The following is a 23,426-nucleotide window of genomic DNA, read 5'->3' on the forward strand; positions in this document are numbered from 1 at the left end:
TGACCGACTCGACTACATCGCAGCGGCGCGATACCGATCAGTCGGTGGACGCTCCCGGCCGACCAGCGGGATGTGATCGCACAGGAGTTCTCGGTCGCACCCGCACCCGCTGACACGGCAGGTCGCGGTCAGTGTGGCGCACGACTCGCCGCGCCGGCCGATGCTCTCGATGCCTCCGAAACTCGAATCCGTGTGCGCACTTAACAACTCGGCGAACCCGCCGGGCCAGGTCCGCGCCTACCTCACAGAAGGCCATGTGACCAGGTGATGAACAGAATTTCGCCGAGGCGCCGAGTGTGACTGTGAAGAGTGCTGCGAACTTCACTTCGGTGCTCGTTCCGTATCCGGAGGCAGGTACCTTAGGCGAATGTTCTCCAAAGTCTTGGTCGCCAACCGCGGCGAGATCGCCATTCGCGCATTCCGTGCCGCCTACGAACTCGGCATCGGAACCGTCGCGGTCTTTCCGTACGAGGATCGCAACTCGGTACACCGGCTCAAGGCCGACGAGGCGTACGAGATCGGCGAACCCGGCCATCCGGTGCGGGCGTACCTGTCCATCGAGGGCATCGTCGAGGCCGCCAAGTCCGCGGGTGCGGACGCGGTGTACCCCGGGTACGGGTTTCTCTCGGAGAACCCGGACCTCGCGGCGGCCTGTGCGCGCGAGGGCATCACGTTCGTCGGGCCGTCGGCGCATGTGCTGGAGTTGACCGGTAACAAGGCGCGCGCGATCGCCGCGGCCAAAGCCGCCGGACTGCCGGTGCTGGCCTCGAGTGAGCCGTCCGCGGATGTGGAGGAGTTGATCGCCGCGTCCGAGGCGATGGAGTTCCCGGTGTTCGTCAAGGCGGTGGCCGGTGGTGGTGGTCGGGGTATGCGGCGGGTGGCGGATCGGGCGCAGTTGCGGGAGTCGATCGAGGCTGCTGCGCGGGAGGCGGAGTCGGCGTTCGGTGATGCGACGGTGTTCCTGGAGCAGGCGGTGATCAATCCTCGTCATATCGAGGTGCAGATCCTGGCTGATCAGGCCGGGAATGTGATTCATCTGTACGAGCGTGATTGTTCGTTGCAGCGGCGGCATCAGAAGGTGATCGAACTCGCGCCTGCCCCGAATCTTGATCCGGCGCTGCGGGATCGGATCTGTGCCGATGCGGTGGCGTTCGCTCGGGAGATCGGGTACAGCTGTGCGGGGACGGTGGAGTTTCTGCTCGATGAGCGGGGTAATCATGTGTTCATCGAGATGAATCCGCGGATTCAGGTGGAGCACACGGTGACCGAGGAGATCACCGATGTGGATTTGGTGCAGTCGCAGATGCGGATCGCGGCGGGGGAGACCCTGGATGATCTCGGTCTGAGTCAGGACTCGATCCGTGTGCGTGGTGCGGCGTTGCAGTGCCGGATCACGACGGAGGATCCGGCGAACGGGTTCCGGCCCGATACAGGTCGCATTACCGGGTATCGGTCTCCGGGTGGTGCGGGTGTGCGTTTGGACGGTGGCACGAATGTCGGTGCGGAGGTGGGTGCGTACTTCGACTCGATGCTGGTGAAACTCACCTGCCGAGGCCGGGACTTCGACACCGCGATCGCGCGTGCGCGTCGTGCGGTGGCCGAGTTCCGCATTCGTGGTGTGACGACCAATATCTCGTTCCTGCGCGCGGTGCTGGACGATCCGGATTTCCGCGCCGGTCGGGTCACCACCTCGTTCATCGACGAGCGCCCGGAGTTGTTGACGCTCAAGAGCTCCGCCGACCGTGGCACCAAGATCCTGCAGTACCTGGCCGACGTCACCGTGAACAAGCCGCACGGCAGCCGTCCGACCCAGCTGTACCCGCACGACAAGCTGCCCGCCATCGACATGACCATCCCGCCGCCGGACGGTTCGCGTCAGCGACTGCTGGCCCTGGGGCCGGAGGGCTTCGCCCGCGCGCTGCGCGAGCAGAAGGAACTCGCGGTCACCGACACCACCTTCCGCGACGCGCACCAGTCGCTGCTGGCCACGCGCGTGCGCACCAATGGCCTGCTCGACGTCGCCGGGCACGTGGCGCGAACCACCCCGGAGCTGCTGTCGATCGAATGCTGGGGCGGGGCAACCTATGACGTGGCGTTGCGGTTCCTGTACGAGGATCCGTGGGAGCGCTTGGCCGCGCTGCGTGAGGCGGTGCCGAACATCAACCTGCAGATGCTGCTGCGCGGACGCAACACCGTCGGCTACACCCCGTACCCGGAAAAGGTCACGCGCGGGTTCGTGTCCGAGGCGACCGCGACCGGTATCGACATCTTCCGGATCTTCGACGCGCTCAACAATGTCGATCAGATGCGCCCGGCCATCGACGCCGTGCGCGAAACCGGCACCGCCCTGGCCGAAGTCGCGCTCAGTTACACCGGCGACCTGTCGAACCCGAACGAGACCCTCTACACCCTCGACTACTACCTGAAACTCGCCGAGCAGATCGTCGAGGCCGGCGCGCACGTCATCGCGATCAAGGACATGGCGGGGCTGCTGCGCGCACCGGCGGCGCACACGCTGGTCACAGCGCTGCGCAGCAACTTCGATCTGCCGGTGCACGTGCACACCCACGACACTCCCGGTGGTCAGCTGGCGACCTATCTGTCCGCGTGGATGGCCGGTGCCGACGCGGTGGATGGGGCGAGCGCGCCGATGGCGGGTACCACCAGCCAGCCCGCGCTCTCGGCAATCGTTGCCGCAGCGGCGAATTCGCCGTACGACACCGGCTTGAACCTGCAGGCCGTCTGCGATCTCGAGCCGTACTGGGAGGCGCTGCGGAAGGTGTACGCCCCCTTCGAATCCGGGCTGCCGTCGCCCACGGGGCGGGTCTACACCCACGAGATTCCCGGTGGTCAGCTCTCGAACCTGCGTCAGCAGGCCATCGCGCTCGGGCTGGGTGACCAGTTCGAGGAGGTCGAGGCGAAATACGCTGCGGCGGACCGGCTTCTGGGCCGTCTGGTCAAGGTCACCCCGTCCTCGAAGGTCGTCGGCGACCTCGCGCTGGCGCTGGTCGGCACCGGCGTCGACGTGGAGGATTTCGCCAACGATCCGGGGCGCTTCGACATCCCCGACTCCGTGATCGGGTTCCTGCGTGGTGAACTCGGCACCCCGGCCGGCGGGTGGCCCGAGCCGTTCCGCAGTCGCGCTCTCGCGGGCCGTGGTCCAGCCAAGCCGGAAACCCAGCTCACCGCCGAGGACGAGAAGGGTCTCGAGGGGACCTCCGGCGAGCGCCGCGAAACGCTCAACCGCCTGCTGTTCCCCGGACCGACCGCCGAATTCCTCTCGCACCGGGAGAAGTTCGGCGACACCACCGGGCTGTCGGCGAACCAGTTCTTCTACGGCCTGCGCCACGACGAGGAACACCGCGTGCAGCTGGAGAAGGGCGTCACGCTGCTGATCGGCCTCGAAGCCATCTCCGAGCCCGACGAACGCGGAATGCGCACGGTCATGTGCATCCTGAACGGGCAGCTGCGCCCGATCACCGTGCGCGACCGTTCCATCGCGAGTGAGATCCCCGCCGCGGAGAAGGCCGACAAGAACAACGCCGGTCACATCGCGGCGCCGTTCGCCGGTGTGGTGACCCTGTCCGTCTCGGACGGCGAGACGGTCTCCGCCGGTGACACCATCGGCACCATCGAGGCGATGAAGATGGAAGCCGCGATCACCGCCCCGCGCGCCGGAACCGTTCGCCGCGTGGCCATCTCGCAGGTTCAGCAGGTGGAGGGCGGGGACCTGCTGGTCGAGATCAGCCTCACCGAGTCCGCGGCCGAATGAGGTTTCGAGCGTCGGGAGCGCTGCCGGGACTAGCGGAATCGTCACCGCCGCAGGCCGGTTCGCCCGAAGCGGTGATGGGTCGATGACCCGGATCATCGCGGGGAGCGCCGGTGGGCGCCGGTTGCGGGTGCCGCCCGAAGGCACCCGGCCGACCTCGGATCGGGTGCGCGAGGCACTGTTCAACCTGCTCGGTGCGCGGATGGACTTCGACGAGGCTCGGGTGCTCGATCTGTACGCGGGGTCGGGCGCGCTCGGGTTGGAGGCGTTGTCGCGCGGGGCCTCGCGGGCACTCCTGGTGGAGTCCGATCGCAAAGCGGCACAGGTCATTCGGGGCAATATCGGTGACCTCGGGCTAGATGGCGCGGAGCTGCGGACGAACACGGTGGGCGCGGTCCTCGGGCGCGCCTCGGTGAGCGCCGGGGTAGGTAGGGGACGCGGCGCCACCGATCGGGCGGGCGGTGCTGCGCCCGAGCGTGCGCCGAGTGCGGCGGCCTCGCCCGTCGGTGGCCCGTACGATCTGGTGTTCTCCGATCCGCCGTATGCGGTCGAGGTGCAGGAGGTGCTCGCGGATCTGCGGGCACTGGTGGCGGGCGGCTGGCTGGCGGACGGGGCGATCGTCGTGGTCGAACGGTCCACCCGCTCACCGGAACTCGACTGGCCCGAGCAGTTCGCGCCGGAGAAGTCCCGCACCTACGGCGAGACCCGCATCGATCTGGCGGAGTACGCCCCGCGGGACTGACGTCGGCCCGGACCCGGATCACACACCTGCTAGCGTTCGGACATGGCAGGAGCACTGTGCCCGGGTTCGTTCGACCCGGTGACCCTCGGACATGTCGATGTGATCGCGCGGGCGGCGGCGCAGTTCGAAGAAGTCGTCGTGACCGTGGTGGTCAATCCGAACAAGCAGGGCATGTTCTCCATCGACGAGCGCATGGAGATGATTCGCGAGGTCACCTCGCATCTGCCTAACGTGCGGGTCGAGTCCTGGCGCGGACTGCTGGTGGACTTCGCCAAGCAGGAGGGCCTCGGCGCGATCGTCAAGGGCCTGCGTGACGCCACGGACTTCGGCTACGAGATGCAGATGGCGCAGATGAACCGCAAGCTCACCGGCGTCGAGACCTTCTTCATCACCACCGATCCGCACTACAGTTTCGTCTCCAGCTCCCTGGTCAAGGAAGTCGCCGCCCTGGGCGGCGACATCTCCGACCTGCTCCCGCCCGCCGTGCACAAGCGGCTCCTGGACCGAATCGCCGAGCGTAAGGCCTAGATTCCGCACCGCTGTGGCGAGCCCTGTCGCTCGATGACCGCGTGGCGATCGTTCCCCTACCAGGCCCGGCCCCGTCGCGGTGCACTCGCCGAGTGCACCGCAACGCTGATTGCGGTCATAGCGAGAAGGTTCGGATGCCGCGGGGCGCCGGGGCCGGGGCGGGTTCGACGCGGCCGTCGGGGCGGTTGGCCCGGGCGCGGGACAGGGCGGCGCGGAGGCGGCGGGCGGCGGTATCGGTGACGATGTCGTGCCAGGTCCAGCGGACCACCTCGAAACCGAGTGCGCGCAGGTAGGTTTCGCGGGCTTGCTCGCGATGGATGGCGGTGGCCGGATCCTGGCCCGGGTGTAGCAGCCGGCCGTAGCGGGTGGGGCCGTCGAATTCACACAGCACGCCCGCGTTCTCGTAGTAGAAGTCGACCCGGCCCACGAGGCGGCCGTCGGGGGTCAGCACATTGCCCTGCGAGCGCGGCGGTGGCAGCCGATGACGGCGGATCATGGTGCGGCTCAGCGATTCACCGATGCTGCGGCTGCGGCCGTCCAGAGCGGCGATCACCTGTTTGGCCTGGCCGATACCGTGCCGGCACCGGGCGCGCGCCACCTCCTCGTCCAATTCGTCGGTCCCGATGCCGAACGCGCCGATCAACGCGTCACCCGCGACCACCGCCGCGTCGAACGGCAGGGTGAGCGCCAGATCCAGCACGGTGCGCGCGGGCGTGGTGACCCGGAGCCCGTCCACCTCGGCGGCCGAATCGACCGGGGAGCCGTGCACCTTCGTGAACGGCCGATTGCGCCCGCCGCCGCGGCGATTGCGGGTCACGCACACCTGATCGAGGGGAGTGCGCCACAGCGTGGTGCCGTACAGCACCGCCGCGGACTGATGGCTGACCACCGTGTGCTCGGACATGTCCGGCAGGATCGCCTCGATCAGCAGCCGGTGGTGTTCACGCCGGGTGTATGCGGTCGGGGCGTCGTGCGAGGTCGTCTCCGCGCCCGCGAGCATCCGCCGTGCGATCGACCGTGGCGCGCAATACCTTCCAGTAGCGACCTCGGCCGGGCCGAGCCGTCGCGAACCTGTCTCCACCATGTCATTCCCCCTCCCGCTGTGGGCGTTCCCGCCACCGGCGCTGTCGCACCCGGGATTCGCAGGCTCGCCCTGTCGGTCGTTGCGGTCGCGGTTCGGGTGTATCCCGCCGTCCCCCAAGGCATCCGCGCCCTCGCTCCATGTCGGAACCCCTTTCATCGTTCGATGCCTGTTTTGACGCAGGCACGTCGAGGTCAGTTCCACTCGGGCGCGAAAACGACGAAACCTCGCACCCCCGCCGGGTTTTGGGCCCGGGCGGTGCGTGCGAGGTTTCGGTGCTCTACAGGTCTCAGAAAACCCAGAGACGCAGGGTCAGGAAGCGGATGGTGCCCACGGCCGCGGTGATGGCCAGCACGGCGAGCGCCTCGGCGCCGCCGCCGAGGCCGGGCGCGGTGCTGTCCAGGACGGCCAGTCCGGCCGACGTGATCGCCAGGCCCGCGAGCGCCAGGCCGCCGCCCTCGAGTTGCGCGGTGTACCAGCGCACCCGTCCGGCCGCGTGGAAGGTCAGGCGCCGGTGCAGTTCGTTGGCCACGGCGGTGCTCACGATGGATCCGGCCAGGTTGGCCAGCTGCGGCCCGCCGCCGTAGAAGGCCAGGAACAGCAGCAGGTAGCCGATATTGCTCAGACCGCCGACGAGCGCGAAGCGGATGAGTTGCGCGAAGGTGTGCTCACTGCGCAGCCAGGCCGCGAGCTGCTCGAACCAGCGTGCCCCGGAGGAGCGCACGACGTCGGCGCCGTACGCATAGGTCTCGACCAGTGGGGGCATCGGGGCCCGCTGCGGGATGTCCAGGACAGCCATTGTCATTTCCCATCGAACACGTCAGGCACGGCCCGGCGTTCCACTTCCTTCTGCTGTCAACCTCTGGAGACTGCGCTGCCTCGGTCCAACATTTTCTTGCTACAAGAATTTAACACCAACTGGAGGGGTTTCCTCCACTTGTTTTTGTGGTCTTCGGAACACTGATTCCGGGATGAAACACAGTCCGTCGGTGAAACCGGTTTCCGACACGCCGGGTTCGAACCTTGTCGCCCGCGTCCTGGCGGGCAGACTGGCGAGTAAGCGACGAGGATCGTCTCGACGTGAGTCCTGGCAGGAGAGTGGGGTAAGAGCATGTACCGGGTATTCGAAGCGCTCGACGAGCTCGTGGCCATCATCGAAGAGGCGCGGGGCATTCCGCCGACCCGTAACTGCATCGTGCCGCGCGGCGAGGTGCTGGAACTGCTCGACGACGTGCGCGAAGCCATCCCGGGTGAGCTCGACGACGCCCAGGATGTCCTCGATCATCGCGACAAGATCGTGGTCGACGCGCGCAATGCCGCCGAGATCGCGGTCACCGGCGCGAACGCGCAGGCTCACGAGACCGTCACCACTGCGCGCGACGAGGCCGATCGCATCCTCGCCGACGCCAAGGCGCACGCGGACCGCATGGTCGCCGAGGCCCGCGCGCACGCGGAACACCTGGTCGGATCGGCCGAGGCCGAGGCCGAACGCGTGGTCGCGGACGGGAACGCGGAGTACGAGGCTGTCACCGGCCGCGCCCGCAGCGAATCCGACCGGATGATCACCGCGGGTCAGTCCTCCTACGACCGGTCCGTCGCCGAAGGCAAGGCCGAACAGGAACGCCTGGTCTCCCAGACCGAGGTGGTCCGGGCCGCGCACATCGAATCGGCACGGCTCATCGATTCGGCCCAGGCCGACTCCGATCGCCTGCGCACCGAATGCGACGACTACGTCGACGCCAAGCTGGCCGATTTCGAGGAGACCCTGAACAGCACGCTGCGGATCATCGGCCGCGGCCGCTCGCAGGTGCGCACGGGTGCGAGCGTGCCGGACTACGCCTCGGAGTTCCGGCGCTGAACTGACGCGGACGAGAGTCCGGTCCCAACGGATGCACGGCAGCGGCGGTGACCACGTGGTCACCGCCGCTGCCGTGTGCGAGCACGCGATACCGGTTTGGGTGGGAGCGGTCCGTTTCGGTATTGTCGGGTGGTTGCCCATTCCACACCGAGCGTGAGTGAGTCCATAGATGCCCGCTGAATCCGGTTCCGATTCGCGCCCTCGTCGTCAGCAGACGCCGCAGGACGCGGGTTTCATGCTGGATGTGCGCAGTCTCGGACGCAAGCCCGGCTCGATGAAGCAGTTGCATCGCACCGTCGTCACCGCGGAACGAATCGGCCTGGAAATGGTCGGTATCCCCGTGGGCGCACAGGTGGAGATGGAACTCACCCTGCAGTCGGTCTCCGAGGGCGTACTCGTCATCGGAACCATCGCCGCGCCCCTGGACGGCGAATGCTCGCGGTGCCTCGAGCCGTTCACCAGCGACCTCGAGCTGCATGTCACCGAGCTTTTCGCTTACCCGGACAGCGCTACCGAGCAGACCACCGAGGAAGACGAGATCCACCGGATGGTCGATGACTTCATCGATCTGGAACCCGTGGTGATCGACGCCGTCGGCCTGGACCTGCCGATGCAGCCGCTGTGCGAACCCGATTGCGCGGGACTGTGCCCGGAATGCGGTGTACGGATGGCGATTGCGGGTTCCGGCCACGGTCATGAGATACTTGACCCTCGCTGGGCCGGGCTCGCGAATTTCGCTGCTGACGGCGATGCCGTCCAGGACCCCGCCCCATCATCAGATTCCACCCTTGCGGGCCACAATGGCGCCGCGAGTAAGACAGAGGAGAAGTAGTCGTGGCCGTTCCGAAGCGCCGGATGTCTCGTGCCAACACCCACGCGCGTCGCAGCCAGTGGAAGGCCACCGCGCCTACCCTGATCACCTGCCCGAACCGGGCCTGCGGCCAGCAGACCCTCCCGCACATCGCGTGCCCGTCCTGCGGCACGTACAAGGGCCGCCAGGTCACGGCTGCGGTCTGACTTCCTGGATCCAGCCGACAGTGACCGCCAGCAAGGACACGGTGGGCGCGCCCGTGGGTGACGCAGCCGATCACGCCAGCCTGCTCGAGGCGCTCGGCGTGGGCTTACAACCGGAGTTGTTGCGCCTGGCGCTGACTCACCGGTCGTACGCCTACGAGAACGGTGGACTGCCGACCAACGAGCGCCTGGAGTTTCTGGGCGATTCGGTGCTCGGTCTGAGCATTACCGAACGCCTCTATCTGGAGCACCCGGACAAGTCCGAGGGCGAGCTGGCGAAGCTGCGCGCGAGCGTGGTCAACATGCACGCGCTGGCCGAGGTGGCGCGTGTGCTCGGCGAGGGCGGCCTCGGCCGCCACCTGCTGCTCGGCAAGGGCGAAGAGCTCACCGGCGGCCGGGACAAGCCGAGCATTCTCGCCGACGGCATGGAGTCGTTGCTCGGAGCCGTGCATCTCGAGCACGGCATCGACACGGCCCGCGAGGTCGTGCTGCGCCTGTTCGCGGCCCTGCTCGAGCGTGGCCCCCGCATGGGCGCCGGGCTCGACTGGAAGACCAGCCTTCAGGAGCTGACGGCCGAACGCGGCATCGGTGTACCCAGTTACGAAATCACCTCCACCGGGCCCGACCACGACAAGGAGTTCACCGCCACCGCGGTGATCGGTGGTCAGGCCTACGGGCAGGGGGTGGGCCGCTCCAAGAAGGAAGCGGAACAGAAGGCGGCCGGCACGGCCTATCAGGCGTTGAACGCCGATAGCGCCGACCAGGACGCCGAGGGCTCGGCCGACAACGGCTGATGCCCGAACTCCCCGAGGTCGAAGTCGTACGGCGCGGGCTCGCCGAACATGTGGTGGGCCGCGCCGTCGAGTCGGTGACGGTCAAGCATCCGAGGTCGGTGCGGCGGCACCTGCCCGGCGCGGACGATCTCGCCGCCCGGCTCACCGGCCTGCGGGTCGAGTCCGCGCAGCGGCGCGGCAAATTCCTCTGGCTCACCTTCGACGAGCCCGACACCTCTCTGGTCGTGCATCTGGGTATGAGCGGGCAGATGCTGGTGCAGCCCGCCGACGCGCCCCTGGAGAAGCACGCGCACATCATCGCCGGTCTCGATTCCGGGCGGCAGTTGCGATTCATCGATCAGCGCACGTTCGGCGGCTGGCAGTTGGCCGATCTGGTCGAGGTGGACGGTTCACTGGTCCCGGATTCGGCCGCGCACATTGCGCGCGATCCGCTGGATCCGCTGTACGACCCCGATCGCGTCGTGAAAGCCTTGCGCGCCAAGCAGTCCGAGATCAAGCGGGTGCTGCTGGATCAGACCGTCATCTCCGGGGTCGGCAACATCTACGCCGACGAGGCGCTGTGGCGGGCCGGGATCCACGGCGAACGGGTCGCGGCCAAGCTGACCCGCCCGGTGCTGCACTCCCTGCTCACCGAGGTGCAGACGGTGATGGGTGAAGCCCTGCTGGCCGGCGGCACCTCCTTCGACGCGCTGTACGTCAACGTGAACGGTCAGTCCGGCTATTTCGAGCGCTCGCTCAATGCCTACGGCCGCGAGCACGAACCGTGCCGCCGCTGCGGTGCGCCCATGGTCCGCGAGAAGTTCATGAACCGCTCCTCGTTCTCGTGCCCGCGCTGCCAGGCACGGCCGCGTAGCTGACCGTTCATGCCGTAGGTTGGAACTAGCCCACCATTCGATCGCCTCGAAGCGCTACCTTTTTCCCAGCGGCACGCGTGGTGCCGGCTGGAGGGACCAATGCGCAAACTGACCTACTACGTCGCAGCCACGATCGACGGGTTCATCGCTTCCGAGGACGGTTCGGTCGATTTCTTCCCGGTCGGGGGTGACCACGGCCCGGCGATCATCGCGCAGTATCCCGAAACACTGCCCACCAAGGTGCGCGAGGCGCTCTGCGTGGACAAACCCAGCACCACCTTCGACACCGTCGTGATGGGCCGCAAGACCCACGATTTCGGCGTCCGCACCGGGACCTCCAGCCCCTATTCGCATCTGCGGCAGTTCGTGGTCTCCACCACGCTCCCGGAGGCGCCCGCCTCGGATGTGGAGTTGATCTCCACCGATCCGCTGGCCCGGGTGCGGGAGCTCAAGCGCGAGAAGGGCCTCGGCATCTGGCTGTGCGGCGGCGGCGAACTGGCGCAGACGCTGCTGCCGGAGATCGATCAGGTCTTCCTGAAGCTGTATCCGATCGTGCTGGGTCACGGTCGGCCGCTGTTCGGTTCGGGGTCACGCTTGCCCGAGGCCACCCGCTTCCGGGTGCAGACCAGTCGGGTGTTCGAGGACGGCGTGGCGTTCATCAAGTACAGCCGGGTGCGCTGAGTCCGCGCGTGGTCGAGCCCGGGTCGGCCTGAGCGCGAAACGCCTTCGGCCCCACCGCGACACGACCGTGCCCGCCCCCGGAACTCGGGCGCGGGCACGGATTCGGTTGTGCGGCTGCGTATGTGCTCAGAGAATCGCGACGGCGACGACCAGGCCGAGGGCGAAGTGCGCGGCGGCGACCATGAGCGCCTCGGTGCTGAATTCGGGACTCTTCAGGACCGCGCCGATATCGATGCCGAAGACGAATTCGATGACGCGGACCGAGATCACCTGCGCGACAATGCCGACCAGGCCGTAGACGCCGGCCGCGATCAGGCCCTCGCCGAGCTTGCCCGCCGAGGAGTAGATGGCCAGCACCACGATGAACGCCATGCTGATCATGCCCGCGGCGCTGACGATCACCGCGTTCGGCAGACCCTGCGCGACCATGCCGCGCAGGCTGCCCGGGGTGGTCAGGTCCACGGCGAAGAAGCCCAGGAGCATGAGCACCAGGCCGACGAGCGCGTAGAGGAGAATCGCGCCGACGCCGCGGCCGAGTGAACTCCAGTACCCGGCTTCGAGTGCGAGCGTGGTGGTCATCGATGGTCCTCCAGGTAGTGGGGTGCGGTCGGGGAAGCGGGTGGGTCAGGACTGCTGCGGAATGCGGTGCGGGACGAAGGCGGCGCCGTCGTCGGTGATCAACCCGGCCGTCTCGCGGATGCCGAGACCGGCCGAGGTGTCCCCGACGATCCACGCGCCGAGCACGGGACGCATACCGTCGAATTCCGGTAGCGGGTCGAGCAATTGGTAGACGAAGCCCTCTTCGCCGTAGACGCCGCCGGTGGCGGTCTCCATGCCCGCGCCCACGATGGTCATGTTCGCGCCCTCACGACCGAGTTTGGGCTTGCGGATGTACTCGGTGAGCTCGTGCGGGTCGTCGAGATAGGTCGGCAGCAGGTTGGGGTGGCCGGGGTACATCTCCCACAGCACCGCCAGCATGGCCTTGTTCGAGAGCATGGTCTTCCACAGCGGTTCGAGCCACATGGTGCTTGGCAGCGACTGGGTGACTCGTTTGCCGAAGTCGTCGTCCAGCACCCATTCCCACGGGTACAGCTTGAAGATGGAATCGATCGGGGCTTCGGCCAGATCGACGAAACGCTCCAGCTCCGTATCGAATCCGATGTCCTCGATGGGCAGCGCGACGGTGTCGAAGCCGGCCTCGGCGGCGGTCTCCTGCAGGTATGCGGTGGTGACATTGTCCTCACCCGAGGCGTCCGAGCCGGACCAGCTGAAGTGCAGTTCGGAGCTGGGCAGCAGATCGCGCAGCTCGCTCCAGCGCTCGACCAGCTTCTCGTGCAACGAGTTCCACTGATCGTCGTCCGGGTGCGTGTCGGTCAGCCAGTGCCACTGCACGATCGCCGCCTCCAGCAGGGAGGTGGGCGTATCGGCGTTGTACTCCAACAGCTTCGCCGGTCCGCGTCCGTCGTATCGCAGATCGAAGCGGCCGTAGACGTGCGGGTCCGAGCGTTTCCAGGAGTTGGCGATGTGCTCCCAACTCCATTGCGGCAGACCGAAATCGGCGAAGCGCTCGGTCAGGATGATGTGCTCGACCGCGTGCAGGCACATCGAGTGCAGCACCTCGACCTGCGCTTCGAGCGAGAGGATCTCGGCCATGTCGAACTCGTAGTGCACCGATTCGTCCCAGTAGGGCCGCGGCTGTCCCTGGGCGTCACGGCCCGGCGAGCCGTACACCAGGCCCTGGCCCTGAATGGTCTGCTCCCAGCCGGGGCGCGGCGTGCTCCGCACTCGCCGCATCACGAACCACTGCTCCCGCCGATTTTCGCGCCCAGTCCGCCACGCTGAATGGTGCTGCCGCTCTTGGTCTTGATGCTCGCACCCTTCGGCGTCACGGTGGTTCCGCCCGAGGGCGCCTTGCCGAGGGTGTTGTCGGCGCCGCTGCCGCCGTAGTAGTAGCGGTACTGGCCGCCGTTGAAGATATAGACGCCGCCGAAGCCGCTGTTGTACGTGCCCGACGAGGTCGCCTTCTGGCAGCTGTCGTCGGCCACGATGATCTCCTGGCCGTCGTGATCGGCGACGATGCTCTGCCCGTTGCCGAGCGCGACGGTCTGGCCCTTGTTGGCCACCACCGTGCAGTAGGCGGTCACCTCGGGTGCGGTGAGCGCGCTGTAGGCCAGATAGCCGCCGCCGACCAGGGCCGCGACGCCGACCACCGCGACACCGCCGATCAGCAGCTTCTTGCGCTTCTTGCGCTTGTCCTCGGCGGCATCGATCTCCGCCTGCGCCTGTTCCTGCGCGCGGCGCTGCGCCTTCTCCCGCGCTCGCGCCTCCGCGACCGTGGGCGGGCGCGGCTGAGTGACCCCGGCCTGCTGCACCTGCATGCGGCCACGCCGGGGCGCCGGGGGATCGAAGGTCGCGGGCACCGGCGCAGCCGCGGGATCGAGCGAGGGGGCGGGCATCTCGAACGCGCCGGGGGTGAACTGCGGATCCCCGGTGCCCGCGGGAGCGCCGAAACCTCCGGGGGCGCCGGGCTCCGTGGGGGTTCCGAAGCCACCGGGAGTGTCTCGGCCCGTGGGAGATCCGGAGTTCGTGGGTCCGGAATCCGCCGCTACCGGGCGGTCGTCGGCCTCCGGCTCCGGAAGTCCTTCGGGCCATGGGGTTCCCGGCGTCGCCGCTCCCGGGGATGTGGATTCCGCGGCCGGTACCGGGCGTGCGCGCGGGGTGATCGGGTGGCCGCCCGATCCCCACTGCTCGCCTTCGGGCGTGGAAGAGTCGGGGCGTGCGTCATCGGGTTCCGGTGTGCCGGGCCCGCGTTCCGGATCATCGGGTTTGTCGCCGAAGCGTTCAATGGCCAACGGTCGACTCCTCGAACTCTCCCCGCACTAACGCTCCTCGAATCCCGCCATGCCGCCCGGTGTGGCGGCCCAGTCTTCCACAACGAGATCTACCCGGCCAGGCGTATCGCCGGAGTTCAACAGCGCGAGCAGCTTCTCACACGCACCGCGCGATCCCTCGGCGACGACGTGCACGCGGCCGTCGCGGTGATTGCGGGCGTACCCGGTCAGGCCCAGCTCCAGGGCGCGGGACCGGGTCCACCAGCGGAAGCCGACGCCTTGCACGCGCCCGTGCACCCAGGCGCTGAGCCGGGTCGTCTCGGAGTTCACGCGCGGGCGGTCAGTCGTCCGCGCGGAAGGTCAGACTGACCTTGGTGCCCGCCTTGAGGGTGCGTCCGACGGTGCACACCTTGTCGATCGAGCGCTGCGCGGCGACCAGCAGGCGCTCCCGGGTCTGCTCGTCGAGCTCGCTGAGGTCGAGCTCGAACGATTCGGTGAGCTCGGGGTAGGTCTCGTTCTCGCGGTCGGCGTCGCCGCTCACGCGCACGGTGGCGTCGAAGCTCTCACCGAGTTTGCGCGAGAGGGTGAAGTCGGCGCTGAGGCCGGTGCAGCCCGCGAGCGCGATCTTCAGCAGCTCGCCCGGGGTGAACGCGCCGGGCACGCCCGCGGATGCGATCAGCACCTCGCCGCCACGATTGTTGCGGCCGGTGTACGCGCGGGTTCCGGTGCGTTCGGCCCACAGTTCCACCGGTTCGGTGGCGGTGGCGGGTGTTGCGGTCTGCGGTGCGGCGGTCTGCTCGGACATATCAAGATCCTCCCATTGGGTGCTGGCACAGGGCGCGAGGGCTGGGCGGGCATCGCGGCGCCGGGGTCGGATTCGCCCCGAACCCCGGCGTGACATGCCCGTTCAGCGGCCGCTGCGTTCCCAACGCGGAGACGGTCAGCGGAATTCCGCCGTCGTGGTGAGGGTCGCGATCAACTCCGGCGTCACCGCTTTCAGGCTGTGGGCCACCGTCGCCGCGAGCGCGATGGCGTCGGCCGCGGGTGGGTACCGGGGATGCGGCACCGCGATCACCGTCATGCCCGCCGCGGCCGCCGAGCGCAGGCCGTTGCTGGAATCCTCGACTGCGACGCATTGCTCGGGCGCGACGCCCATGCGCCGCGCGGCCGCGAGATATCCGTCCGGTGCCGGTTTGCCGCGCTCCACCTCCTCGGTCGAGACGGTCGCCCGGAACAGCGAGGTGACGCCCATATGGCTCAGCACCACGTCGATCAGCCGGCGCGGTGAGGAACTGGCCAGCCCCAGGGGGTACCGCAGCGCCAGCGTGCGCACGGTCTCCACCGCGCCGGGCATGAGCGGCAGCTGCTCGGCGTACCGCGCGCTCATTCGTGCGATGACGTCCTCGGCCACCTCCGGCGGAGTTCGCTTCCCGTCGAGCAGATCCGCGCTCGTGTACTCCGACCACTCCGCGGTGCTCATTCCCATGAACCGGTCCTGGGTGTCGGCCAGCCATCGTCCACCCATCTCGCCGATGTACTCGCGCCGCACCTCCTCCCAGATCGGCTCGGTGTCGATGAGTACGCCGTCCATATCGAATATCAGGGCCGCAGCAGACATGTCTCTATCGTCCGGGTCCGGTTCGAAACCGATTCGCCGGGGTAAGCCAGGGTTGTTCGCCGAGTGGTCGGTTCCCGTTTGCCGGGTTGTGATTCATGCGGCATGTTTACGCAAGGGCGCGTTGTCGCGTCCGGTCGATGGCGCGTTCTCGAGAGGGTGAGCTCGGCCGGGTGGCAGCAGCCCGTCGGCAAGAGAACGGGGAGAACGGTGTTCATCGCGCTGCGAGACACGTCGGGCGCGAGCCTGGGAATGATATCGGTGGGGCTCGGCTGGGATCCAGCGGAGACCTCTTGGGACGCAGGAGAATTCGGCGAGATCGATCTGAACGTGGCCGCGCTGATGTTCAGCGTGGACGTGCTGGTGGACGTGGTGTTCCACGAGCAGCTGAATTCCGCGGACGGCGCGGTGCGTCACAACGGCGACAGCATCACCGGTGAGGGACGCGGAGACGACGAGGTCGTCACCGTGGATCTGACCCGGATATCGCCGCAGGTGACCAAGGTGCTGTTCCTCGTCACCTGCTATACGGGCCAGCTCTTTTCGAGCATCGGCAATCCCTTCTGCCGGCTGATCGACAGCGGCTCGGGCGTGGAGATGCTGCGCTACGACCTGAGCGGTCTGCCGCACACCGGCCTGGTGATGGGTTCGCTGGTGCGGGACGAGGTCGGCTGGGGGTTCGAGGAGATCAATTCGGCGATCGAGGCGCGGCATCCGGTCGATGCCGCACCGCTGCTCGGCCAGTTCCTGGTGTAGCCGCGAGCGGGTTCCGGGCGTGGATCGCGGTGCCGGTCACCGGGACCCTTCGGTGGAATCGCGACGCGGTTCGCGGCGCGGGGTTACGGTCCTCGAAAGACGCACACCCGCAAGTGAATACCGAGGTGACCGTGAGCACGGTCTTGGACATCTACGACCCCGAGCTGTATGTCGAGGGGCCGATCCACGAGACGCTCGCCGAGCTGCGGCGCACGCAGCCGGTGTACTGGCAGGAGATGCCGGGCGAGCCCGGCTACTGGGCGGTTCTCAGGCATGCCGACGTGGCCCATGTCGCCAGGCATCCGGAGTTGTTCTCCGCCGAGATCGGCGGGGTGATCCTGGAGAACCAGCCGCCCGAACGGCTGGAGCAGACCCGCAACATGCTGCTCATGATGGATCCGCCGCGGCACACCGAATACCGGAAACCGCTGGCGGAGCACTTCAAAGCGCGCGTGATCGGCGAGCTCGAGGATCGGGTGCGGGAATTGACCCGCGCGCTGCTCGACGGTGTCGAGGGCGATGTGGAATTCGTGCACGACGTCGCCGGAGTGCTGCCGAGTCAGGTGGTCGGCGGACTGTTCGGAATACCCGAGCGGGATTGGCCGAACATCCGGCACTGGGCGGAACAGTCCACCAGCCAGCAGGATCCGGAGCTGGCCGGAGATTTCGACGCGACGGCCGAGGTCACCAAGATGGCGATCTACGCGATCCAGTTCGCCATGGCGCGGCGCGAGCAGGAGCCGCGGGCCGATCTGACCTCGCTCATCCTGGCCGGTGAGTTCGGCGGAAAGGCCATGTCGGACCTCGAGTTCGGCAGTTTCTTCACCCAGCTGGTGACGGCCGGCAACGACACCACCAAGACCATGCTGTCCTCGGGACTCGAACTGCTGCTGCAACATCCGGAGCAGTTGGCGGCGCTGCGCGCGGATCCGAAGCTCCTTCCCGGTGCGGTCGAGGAGATCCTGCGGTACGCCAACCCGCTGCACTACTTCCGGCGCACCGCCACCGCGGACACCGAGATTCGCGGCGTGCGGATCAAGGCCGGTGACAAGGTCGCCATGTGGTACACCTCGGCCAATCGTGACGAGGAGGTCTTCGTCGATCCGCAGCGATTCGACATCCGGCGAAACCCCAACCCGCACTTGTCGTTCGGGCTGGCTCAGCACTTCTGCCTCGGTGTGCACCTGGCCCGGCTCGAGGGCCGGGTGTTCTTCGAGGAGCTGCTCTCGCGCTTTCCCCGGATCGAGCAGACCGGGAATTCGCGCCGGATCCGCTCCAACCTCAACAACGGGCTCAAATCGATGCCGGTCAGGCTGTCCCGCTGAGACGTCCCCGCGGGAGTTCCTCACGCCTGGAAGCGATACCCCATTCCGGCCTCGGTGAGCAGGTGCTTGGGCTGTGACGGGTCGTCCTCCAGTTTGCGCCGCAGCTGCGCGAGATACACACGCAGATAGTGGGTTTCGGTCGCGTACGACGGACCCCACACCTCGCGCAGCAGCTCGCGCCGCCCCACCAGCTTGCCCCGATTGCGCACCAGCATCTCCAGCACGCCCCATTCGGTCGGGGTGAGGTGCACGACGCGGCCGTGCCGGGTGACCTGCTTGGCCGCGAGATCGACGGTGAAGGACGCGGTGTCGATCACCGGTTCGGAGGTGTCGGCGGTGCCGGCCGCGCGGCGGACCGCGGCGCGCAACCGGGCCAGCAGTTCGTCCATGCCGAAGGGTTTGGTGACGTAGTCGTCCGCGCCCGCGTCCAGCGCCTCCACCTTGTCGGAGGAGTCGGTGCGCGCGGAGAGCACGATCACCGGTGCGGTGGACCAGCCGCGCAGTCCGGCGAGCACGTCGATGCCGTCCATATCGGGCAGTCCGAGATCCAGGACCACCACGTCGGGATGCTTCTCCGCGGCCGCGCGCAGGGCCGCCGCGCCGTTGGACGCGGTGATCACCTCGTAGCCGCGGACCGACAGATTGATGCGCAGGGCGCGCAGGATCTGAGGTTCGTCGTCGACCACGAGCACCTTGGTCGGCGCGGGCACCGCGTTCGTCACGCGTTCTCCTGTTCCTCGTCATCGGCGGGCAGATCGATCACCATGGTCAGTCCGCCGCCGGGCGTCGGTTCCGCGTGCACGGTCCCGCCCATGGCGTCGACGAAGCCGCGCACCACCGACAGGCCCAGGCCGACGCCGGTGGAATTGTCGCGGTCTCCGAGCCGCTGGAACGGTTCGAAGAGCTGATCTTCCATTCCGGTCGGGACGCCGGGGCCCGAGTCCACGACGGTGATGGCGACGTGCCGCCCGGTGCGCTCGGCCCGCACCCACACGGGCGCGTCGACGGGGGAGTAGCGCACCGCGTTGTCGATCAGATTGGCCAGGACCCGTTCCAGCAGTCCGCTGTCGGCACTGACCGACACCGTGCCGACCTCGACCTTCACCCGGTTCATCGCCGCGCGGCGCAGGCCCCGCGTGCCCATGCCCATGAGCGCGTGGTGCACCACCTCGTCGAGGTAGACGCGTCGCAGCTGCGGCGTGATCACGCCGACGGCGAGCCGGGAGGAGTCCAGCAGATTCCCGACCAGTGCGGTCAGCTGATCCACGGATTCCTCGGTGGTTTCCAGCAATTCGGCGGTGTCCTCGGCGGAGAACTCGACGTCGTCACTGCGCAGACTCGACACCGCGGCCTTCGCCGCGGCGAGCGGGGTGCGCAGATCGTGACTGACCGCCGACAGCAGGGCGCGCCGCAGTTTGTCCGCCTCCATGACCGCTTGGGCGGCGCTGGCCTCCTGCCGCAGCTGCTGTTGCTGCAGCAGCCCCGCGGCCTGATTTGCCACCGCGCCCAGCACCATTCGATCCGCGGAGGTGAGCGGGCCGCCGCGCAGCAGCAGCCAGTGCAGGTCGTCGCCGGCCTCGACGGCGGTATCGGCGTCGATGACGGCCCTGGGCGCGTGCTCGCCGGCCGAGGCGACCAGCCCTTCGTCGGTGACGAGGCTGACCGCGTCCTGCCGGTAGGTCTCGCGGGCCTTCTCCAGCAGATCGGGCAGATCCGCGCCGTGCAGGACCGCTCCGGCGAACACCGCGAGCAACTCGGCCTGCCGGGAAGCCTTGCGCGCCTCGCGCGTTCGCTTGGCCGCCACATCGACCAGTGCCGCCACCGCCACCGCGACCAGCAGCAGCACCACGATGGTGAGGAAGTTGTCCAGTTGATCGATGGTGAGGCTGTAGCGGGGTTCGGTGAAGAACCAGTTCAGCAGCACCCCGGACAGCAACGCCGACAATGCCGCGGGTGCCACGCCGCCGAACAGCGCGACCGCGATCACGCCGATGAAGAACAGCGAGCTCTCGCCGCCCAGATCGAGCCAGTCGTCCAGCCAGAGCGCGTTGATCAGGCAGATGAGCGACGGCACGATGATCGCCGCGGACCAGGATCCGAGCTGGCGTTCACGCCGGGTCAGGGACGACCAGCGGAAGCCCTTCCCGGATTCTTCGTGGGTCACCATGTGCACGTCGATCTTTCCCGACTCCTGCACCACGGTCGCGCCGATGCCCTCGTCCAGCATCCGGGCCCAGCGCGAGCGCCGTGAGGTACCCAGAACCAGCTGTGTGGCGTTCACCTGTCTGGCGAAATCCAGCAGCGCGGTGTGCACCTTCTCGCCGGTGATGGTGTGCAGGCTCGCGTCCAGACCGGTGGCCAGATCGCGCAACCGCGCCAGCCGCTGGGTCGGCACACCGGCCAGTCCGTCACCGCGCACGACGTGCACCACGATCAGTTCGGCGCTGGATTTGGCCGCGATCCGGCTGGCCCGGCGCACGATGGTCTCCGATTCCGGACCGCCGGTCACGGCCACCACGAGCCGCTCCCTGGCTTCCCAGGTGTCGGTGATGTGATGGTCCTCCCGGTACTTGGCCAGTGCCGCGTCGACCTGATCGGCCAGCCACAGCAGCGCCAATTCCCGTAGGGCGGTGAGGTTTCCGGGCCGGAAGTACTTGCGCAGCGCCGCGTCCACCTTGTCGGCGGCGTACACGTTCCCGTGGGACAGTCTGCGCCGCAACGCTTCCGGAGTGATGTCGACCAGCTCCACCTGATCGGCCGAGCGAACCACCCAGTCCGGCACCGTTTCCCGCTGCACCACGCCCGTGATCTGCTCGACCACGTCGTTGAGACTCTCGAGATGCTGCACGTTCACCGTCGACACCACATCGATTCCGGCGTCGAGCAGCTCCCGCACGTCCTGCCAGCGCTTCTCGTGCTTGCTGCCCGGCACATTGGTGTGCGCGAGTTCGTCCACGAGCACCACGGTGGGCCGACGCCGCAGCACCGCCTCCACGTCCAGTTCCGGCAGTGTGGTCCCGCGGTACTCCATCATCCGGGGCGGGATCCGCTCGATCCCCGCCAGCATCTCCGCGGTCTTGGACCGCCCGTGCGTCTCCACCACGGCCGCCACCACATCGCGCCCGCGCGCGATCCGCCGCTGCGCCTCCGACAGCATGGAGAAGGTCTTCCCCACACCGGGGGCAGCTCCCAGGTAGATCCGTAGTTGGCCGCGTTTCACTCGTCCATCTTCGCGCGCGCCACTCGCGACCCCGGCCGGGTCACGCGCACCCGGACACGGGTGGGCTCCGCGGTCGCCAGCGCCCGCAGGAACAGCGCACCCCCGAGGAACCCGAGGATCACCATCAGTGTGACGGCGATATCCGGCACGGTCGTCTCCTTACTGATCCATGAATCGACACGCGTGCCCGAGCGGTCGCCCGATCACGCTGCTCTCTGTTTACCGTCACGACCGGCCCGGACCTCGCCCTTGACGATTTCTTAACGCTTGCACGTCCGATGTTGACGCCCTCGCAGCGACACGCCCGCGGGTTCCCCGATCACGCCGGACTCCGCGCCGAAGCCTGGCGACGCGGGCATCCGGATCCGCTCGCTGGGGCACGTCGTTGATCCGTGCCCACGTGTTTGCGCAACGCCGCCCGTGCCGTCGGTGGACACCGGGGCCGATGGCGCTGAACGCTTTCCACCGTCGGCCGGGATACTGGCCGACGCCGCGTGGCACTCAGCGGTGGCTGCGGTGGGCGGTCTCGGGGCCGAGGGCGCGCAGGAGTTCGAGGGCTTCGACTCCGGCGGACCCGGGTCGCGGGGTGAACAGGCGCAGGCGTTGATCGCTGGCCTGGGTCTGCAGGATCTCGAAGTCGAATTCGACGAGGCCGACGGTGGGGTGCACGACTCGCACGTGGTGGTTGCGGCGCACGGCGACCTCGTGGCGGTTCCAGAGCGCGGTGAATTCCGCACTGGCTGCCTCGAGCCGCTCGATCAGGGCGGTGGCGGGGCGGTCGTAGCCGCGATGTGTGGCGGCGGCGCGCAGATCCGCGACGCGCACGCGGCTGAGGTGGTCGTGATCGTCGGGAGGGTAGGCCGCGCGCACGCGCGGATCGGTGAACCAGCGCCACACGATGTTTCGGTCCTGCTCCTCGATCGTGCACACGCAGCCGAACAGCGCTTCGGCCAGGGAGTTCTGGGCGAGTAGATCGCCGAGGTCGGTAATGAGCTGGGCCGGGGTGTCGCCGAGCCGGTCGAGCAGGTAGATCAGCGCGGGGCGAATGTGATGTCCGGCGCGCGGTCCCTCGGGCGGGCGGTGCCCGGCCAGTAGATAGAGGTGATCACGTTCGTCCTCGGTCAATCGCAGGGCCCGGGCGAGGGCGGCCAGCAGCTGGGTCGAGGGCTGCGAGCTGCGCGCCTGCTCGAGGCGCATCACGTAATCGGCGGATACTCCGGCCAGCTGGGCCAGTTCCTCGCGCCGCAGGCCCGGCGTGCGGCGTCGCGGTCCGGCGGGCAGGTCGACCTGCTGCGGCTGGAGCCGCTCGCGGGAGCGGCGCAGGAAGTCCGCCAGTGTGGCCCGATCCATCGTCATATCGTCCATCTTCGGCGTGCCGGGCGGTTCGTGCCGCGGCTGGGAGCGCCGCTCCTAGGAAATCCGCTCCGCTGCTCATTGCCGACGGGTCCTGGCACCGTCGGTGGCAGTTGATGTCGAGGAAGGGAGCCCGTCATGCGGGAGATCACAGTGGGCGCCGCACGGCTGCCGTATCGAGTGCTCGGCTCGGGCCGTCCGCTGGTCCTCGTGCACGGGGGCAGCAAGGGTTCGCAGGGCTGGGATCGTGTCGCCGAAGCGCTCGTGGACACCAGAACCGTTGTGCTGCCCGATCTTTCGGGTAGTGATGCGGCGCGTGACGACGGTGGCGCGCTGAGCGTGGAGCTACTGGCCGAGCAGGTCGCCGCGGTGATCGACGATCTGGGGCAGGGGCCCGCCGATGTCGTCGGGCATTCCATGGGCGGTGCGGTGGTCGCCGGGCTCGCGGCGGCCCGGCCCGACCTGGTCCGCCGCCTGACGCTGGTCTCGGGGTGGACCGGCCGGGGCGATGAATATCTGCGCCATGCGCTGGCCCTCTGGCTCGACCTCGCCGGGGACGCCGATGCTTTCGCGCGATACACGATGCTGATCGCTTTCAGCCGCGGGTATCTGGACTCGCTCGGCCCGGCGGCCGTGGCCGAGGTCGCGACGTCCTACCGGCCCGCGCCCGGCCGGCTCCGGCAGATCGAGCTGGCGAATCGGCTGGATGTCCGCGACCAGCTCTCCCGGATTCAGGCCCCGACGCTGGTGATCGGCTGCTCCCGCGACGTTCTGATCTCGGCGGAGTACTCGCGCGGGCTGACCGCCGCGATCCCGGATGCCACCTACGCGGAGCTCGAGGCCGGACACATCGTGATGGCCGAACAACCCGCCGAACTCGCGAAACTCATCCACGGCTTCCTGGACTGAGGGGGCCCGCCCAGCGGGGAAACGGTCGCGCCGTCCCTGAACCGAGCGCGGGTCGGTCGCGCACGAGGCTCCCGCACACCGGTCCGGGCCGAAGCG

Annotated in this window: 24 protein-coding genes; 12 read left to right on the top strand and 12 right to left on the bottom strand. The window is 68.3% G+C overall.

The window, feature by feature from the left end; all coding sequences use genetic code 11:
• Positions 1-367 precede the first annotated feature (367 nt).
• The 3 genes from NJ1_RS13560 (at position 368) to coaD (ending at position 5,039) form a co-directional block, all read left to right on the top strand.
• Positions 368-3,772: a pyruvate carboxylase gene (locus tag NJ1_RS13560; RefSeq protein ID WP_067692717.1), complete on the top strand. Its 3,405-nt coding sequence runs from the start codon at positions 368-370 to the stop codon at positions 3,770-3,772.
• An 82-nt stretch (positions 3,773-3,854) separates the two neighbouring features.
• Positions 3,855-4,511, top strand: coding sequence for an RsmD family RNA methyltransferase (locus NJ1_RS13565; protein ID WP_067692720.1), 657 nt, complete (start codon positions 3,855-3,857; stop codon positions 4,509-4,511).
• A 42-nt stretch (positions 4,512-4,553) separates the two neighbouring features.
• Positions 4,554-5,039: a pantetheine-phosphate adenylyltransferase gene (gene coaD / locus NJ1_RS13570; protein WP_067692722.1), complete on the top strand. Its 486-nt coding sequence runs from the start codon at positions 4,554-4,556 to the stop codon at positions 5,037-5,039.
• Between the two features lie 115 nt (positions 5,040-5,154).
• On the opposite strand, the gene NJ1_RS13575 is transcribed toward coaD, so the two are convergent.
• Together NJ1_RS13575 and NJ1_RS13580 are read right to left on the bottom strand one after the other, a co-directional pair.
• Complete coding sequence (locus NJ1_RS13575) at positions 5,155-6,123, bottom strand: putative endonuclease domain-containing protein (protein WP_157573931.1); 969 nt, start codon at positions 6,121-6,123, stop codon at positions 5,155-5,157.
• Between the two features lie 286 nt (positions 6,124-6,409).
• Positions 6,410-6,919 carry a GtrA family protein gene (locus NJ1_RS13580; RefSeq protein ID WP_084478119.1) on the bottom strand — a complete coding sequence of 170 codons (510 nt, stop codon included), beginning with the start codon at positions 6,917-6,919 and terminating at the stop codon, positions 6,410-6,412.
• A gap of 312 nt (positions 6,920-7,231) precedes the next feature.
• Here NJ1_RS13580 and NJ1_RS13585 point away from each other — a divergent pair, with 312 nt between their 5' ends.
• The 6 genes from NJ1_RS13585 (at position 7,232) to NJ1_RS13605 (ending at position 11,321) form a co-directional block, all read left to right on the top strand.
• Positions 7,232-7,978, top strand: coding sequence for a DivIVA domain-containing protein (locus tag NJ1_RS13585; RefSeq protein ID WP_067692723.1), 747 nt, complete (start codon positions 7,232-7,234; stop codon positions 7,976-7,978).
• Positions 7,979-8,147: 169 nt separating this feature from the next.
• Positions 8,148-8,810, top strand: a complete 663-nt coding sequence (locus NJ1_RS13590; RefSeq protein WP_067692725.1) for a YceD family protein — start codon at positions 8,148-8,150, stop codon at positions 8,808-8,810.
• Between the two features lie 2 nt (positions 8,811-8,812).
• On the top strand, positions 8,813-8,995 hold the full coding sequence (rpmF, locus tag NJ1_RS37940; RefSeq protein WP_084478121.1) for a 50S ribosomal protein L32: 183 nt from the start codon (positions 8,813-8,815) through the stop codon (positions 8,993-8,995).
• 20 nt (positions 8,996-9,015) lie between these two features.
• Complete coding sequence (gene rnc, locus NJ1_RS13595; protein WP_067692727.1) at positions 9,016-9,786, top strand: ribonuclease III; 771 nt, start codon at positions 9,016-9,018, stop codon at positions 9,784-9,786.
• On the top strand, positions 9,786-10,643 hold the full coding sequence (gene mutM / locus NJ1_RS13600; RefSeq protein WP_067692729.1) for a bifunctional DNA-formamidopyrimidine glycosylase/DNA-(apurinic or apyrimidinic site) lyase: 858 nt from the start codon (positions 9,786-9,788) through the stop codon (positions 10,641-10,643). Before rnc ends, mutM begins: the two co-directional genes overlap by 1 nt.
• A 96-nt stretch (positions 10,644-10,739) precedes the next feature.
• On the top strand, positions 10,740-11,321 hold the full coding sequence (locus tag NJ1_RS13605) for a dihydrofolate reductase family protein (RefSeq protein WP_067692731.1): 582 nt from the start codon (positions 10,740-10,742) through the stop codon (positions 11,319-11,321).
• A gap of 126 nt (positions 11,322-11,447) precedes the next feature.
• Here NJ1_RS13605 and NJ1_RS13610 read toward each other — a convergent pair whose 3' ends face one another.
• From NJ1_RS13610 to NJ1_RS13635, 6 genes are all read right to left on the bottom strand, one after another.
• The gene (locus NJ1_RS13610) at positions 11,448-11,900 is read right to left on the bottom strand and encodes a DUF350 domain-containing protein (RefSeq protein ID WP_067692734.1); all 453 of its coding nucleotides are present in this window, start codon (positions 11,898-11,900) and stop codon (positions 11,448-11,450) included.
• Between the two features lie 45 nt (positions 11,901-11,945).
• Positions 11,946-13,115: a glutathionylspermidine synthase family protein gene (locus NJ1_RS13615; protein ID WP_067692736.1), complete on the bottom strand. Its 1,170-nt coding sequence runs from the start codon at positions 13,113-13,115 to the stop codon at positions 11,946-11,948.
• Positions 13,115-14,173, bottom strand: a complete 1,059-nt coding sequence (locus NJ1_RS40480; RefSeq protein ID WP_245717369.1) for a hypothetical protein — start codon at positions 14,171-14,173, stop codon at positions 13,115-13,117. Before NJ1_RS40480 ends, NJ1_RS13615 begins: the two co-directional genes overlap by 1 nt.
• A 27-nt stretch (positions 14,174-14,200) precedes the next feature.
• On the bottom strand, positions 14,201-14,482 hold the full coding sequence (locus tag NJ1_RS13625) for an acylphosphatase (RefSeq protein ID WP_067692737.1): 282 nt from the start codon (positions 14,480-14,482) through the stop codon (positions 14,201-14,203).
• Between the two features lie 10 nt (positions 14,483-14,492).
• Positions 14,493-14,957 (bottom strand): OsmC family protein, encoded by a 465-nt coding sequence (locus tag NJ1_RS13630; RefSeq protein ID WP_067692738.1) that lies wholly within the window; start codon positions 14,955-14,957, stop codon positions 14,493-14,495.
• Positions 14,958-15,092: 135 nt separating this feature from the next.
• Entirely contained in the window at positions 15,093-15,770 is a 678-nt protein-coding gene (locus NJ1_RS13635; protein ID WP_067692741.1) for an HAD family hydrolase, read from the bottom strand.
• A 207-nt stretch (positions 15,771-15,977) separates the two neighbouring features.
• Here NJ1_RS13635 and NJ1_RS13640 point away from each other — a divergent pair, with 207 nt between their 5' ends.
• Together NJ1_RS13640 and NJ1_RS13645 are read left to right on the top strand one after the other, a co-directional pair.
• Entirely contained in the window at positions 15,978-16,523 is a 546-nt protein-coding gene (locus tag NJ1_RS13640; protein WP_245717370.1) for a TerD family protein, read from the top strand.
• Positions 16,524-16,654: 131 nt separating this feature from the next.
• Positions 16,655-17,848: a cytochrome P450 gene (locus NJ1_RS13645; RefSeq protein WP_218025183.1), complete on the top strand. Its 1,194-nt coding sequence runs from the start codon at positions 16,655-16,657 to the stop codon at positions 17,846-17,848.
• Positions 17,849-17,868: 20 nt separating this feature from the next.
• Here NJ1_RS13645 and NJ1_RS13650 read toward each other — a convergent pair whose 3' ends face one another.
• From NJ1_RS13650 to NJ1_RS13660, 4 genes are all read right to left on the bottom strand, one after another.
• Positions 17,869-18,570 carry a response regulator gene (locus NJ1_RS13650; RefSeq protein ID WP_422615751.1) on the bottom strand — a complete coding sequence of 234 codons (702 nt, stop codon included), beginning with the start codon at positions 18,568-18,570 and terminating at the stop codon, positions 17,869-17,871.
• A complete protein-coding gene (locus NJ1_RS13655) occupies positions 18,567-21,068 on the bottom strand; it encodes an ATP-binding protein (RefSeq protein WP_067692743.1) in 2,502 nt (833 codons plus the stop codon). Before NJ1_RS13655 ends, NJ1_RS13650 begins: the two co-directional genes overlap by 4 nt.
• On the bottom strand, positions 21,065-21,217 hold the full coding sequence (locus NJ1_RS38985) for a hypothetical protein (RefSeq protein WP_157573933.1): 153 nt from the start codon (positions 21,215-21,217) through the stop codon (positions 21,065-21,067). The genes NJ1_RS13655 and NJ1_RS38985 overlap by 4 nt, the downstream gene beginning before the upstream one ends.
• Before the next feature lie 352 nt (positions 21,218-21,569).
• Positions 21,570-22,424 carry an MmyB family transcriptional regulator gene (locus NJ1_RS13660; RefSeq protein ID WP_067693031.1) on the bottom strand — a complete coding sequence of 285 codons (855 nt, stop codon included), beginning with the start codon at positions 22,422-22,424 and terminating at the stop codon, positions 21,570-21,572.
• 135 nt (positions 22,425-22,559) lie between these two features.
• On the opposite strand from NJ1_RS13660, the gene NJ1_RS13665 reads away from it, so the two are divergent.
• Positions 22,560-23,330, top strand: coding sequence for an alpha/beta fold hydrolase (locus NJ1_RS13665; protein WP_067692744.1), 771 nt, complete (start codon positions 22,560-22,562; stop codon positions 23,328-23,330).
• Positions 23,331-23,426: the final 96 nt, after the last annotated feature.

The organism is Nocardia jejuensis NBRC 103114 (genome assembly GCF_001613145.1).
Lineage (GTDB): Bacteria > Actinomycetota > Actinomycetes > Mycobacteriales > Mycobacteriaceae > Nocardia > Nocardia jejuensis.

Bases quoted from the DNA above. Each gene is read 5' to 3' on its own strand.
- NJ1_RS13615 (WP_067692736.1), bottom strand. From the start codon at position 13,115: ATGCGGCGAGTGCGGAGCACGCCGCGCCCCGGCTGGGAGCAGACCATT.
- NJ1_RS13585 (WP_067692723.1), top strand. From the start codon at position 7,232: ATGTACCGGGTATTCGAAGCGCTCGACGAGCTCGTGGCCATCATCGAA.
- NJ1_RS13635 (WP_067692741.1), bottom strand. From the start codon at position 15,770: ATGTCTGCTGCGGCCCTGATATTCGATATGGACGGCGTACTCATCGAC.
- mutM (WP_067692729.1), top strand. From the start codon at position 9,786: ATGCCCGAACTCCCCGAGGTCGAAGTCGTACGGCGCGGGCTCGCCGAA.
- NJ1_RS13665 (WP_067692744.1), top strand. From the start codon at position 22,560: ATGCGGGAGATCACAGTGGGCGCCGCACGGCTGCCGTATCGAGTGCTC.
- NJ1_RS13590 (WP_067692725.1), top strand. From the start codon at position 8,148: ATGCCCGCTGAATCCGGTTCCGATTCGCGCCCTCGTCGTCAGCAGACG.
- NJ1_RS13610 (WP_067692734.1), bottom strand. From the start codon at position 11,900: ATGACCACCACGCTCGCACTCGAAGCCGGGTACTGGAGTTCACTCGGC.
- coaD (WP_067692722.1), top strand. From the start codon at position 4,554: ATGGCAGGAGCACTGTGCCCGGGTTCGTTCGACCCGGTGACCCTCGGA.
- NJ1_RS13660 (WP_067693031.1), bottom strand. From the start codon at position 22,424: ATGACGATGGATCGGGCCACACTGGCGGACTTCCTGCGCCGCTCCCGC.
- NJ1_RS13580 (WP_084478119.1), bottom strand. From the start codon at position 6,919: ATGGCTGTCCTGGACATCCCGCAGCGGGCCCCGATGCCCCCACTGGTC.
- NJ1_RS13630 (WP_067692738.1), bottom strand. From the start codon at position 14,957: ATGTCCGAGCAGACCGCCGCACCGCAGACCGCAACACCCGCCACCGCC.
- NJ1_RS13605 (WP_067692731.1), top strand. From the start codon at position 10,740: ATGCGCAAACTGACCTACTACGTCGCAGCCACGATCGACGGGTTCATC.
- NJ1_RS13575 (WP_157573931.1), bottom strand. From the start codon at position 6,123: ATGGTGGAGACAGGTTCGCGACGGCTCGGCCCGGCCGAGGTCGCTACT.
- NJ1_RS13560 (WP_067692717.1), top strand. From the start codon at position 368: ATGTTCTCCAAAGTCTTGGTCGCCAACCGCGGCGAGATCGCCATTCGC.
- NJ1_RS13565 (WP_067692720.1), top strand. From the start codon at position 3,855: ATGACCCGGATCATCGCGGGGAGCGCCGGTGGGCGCCGGTTGCGGGTG.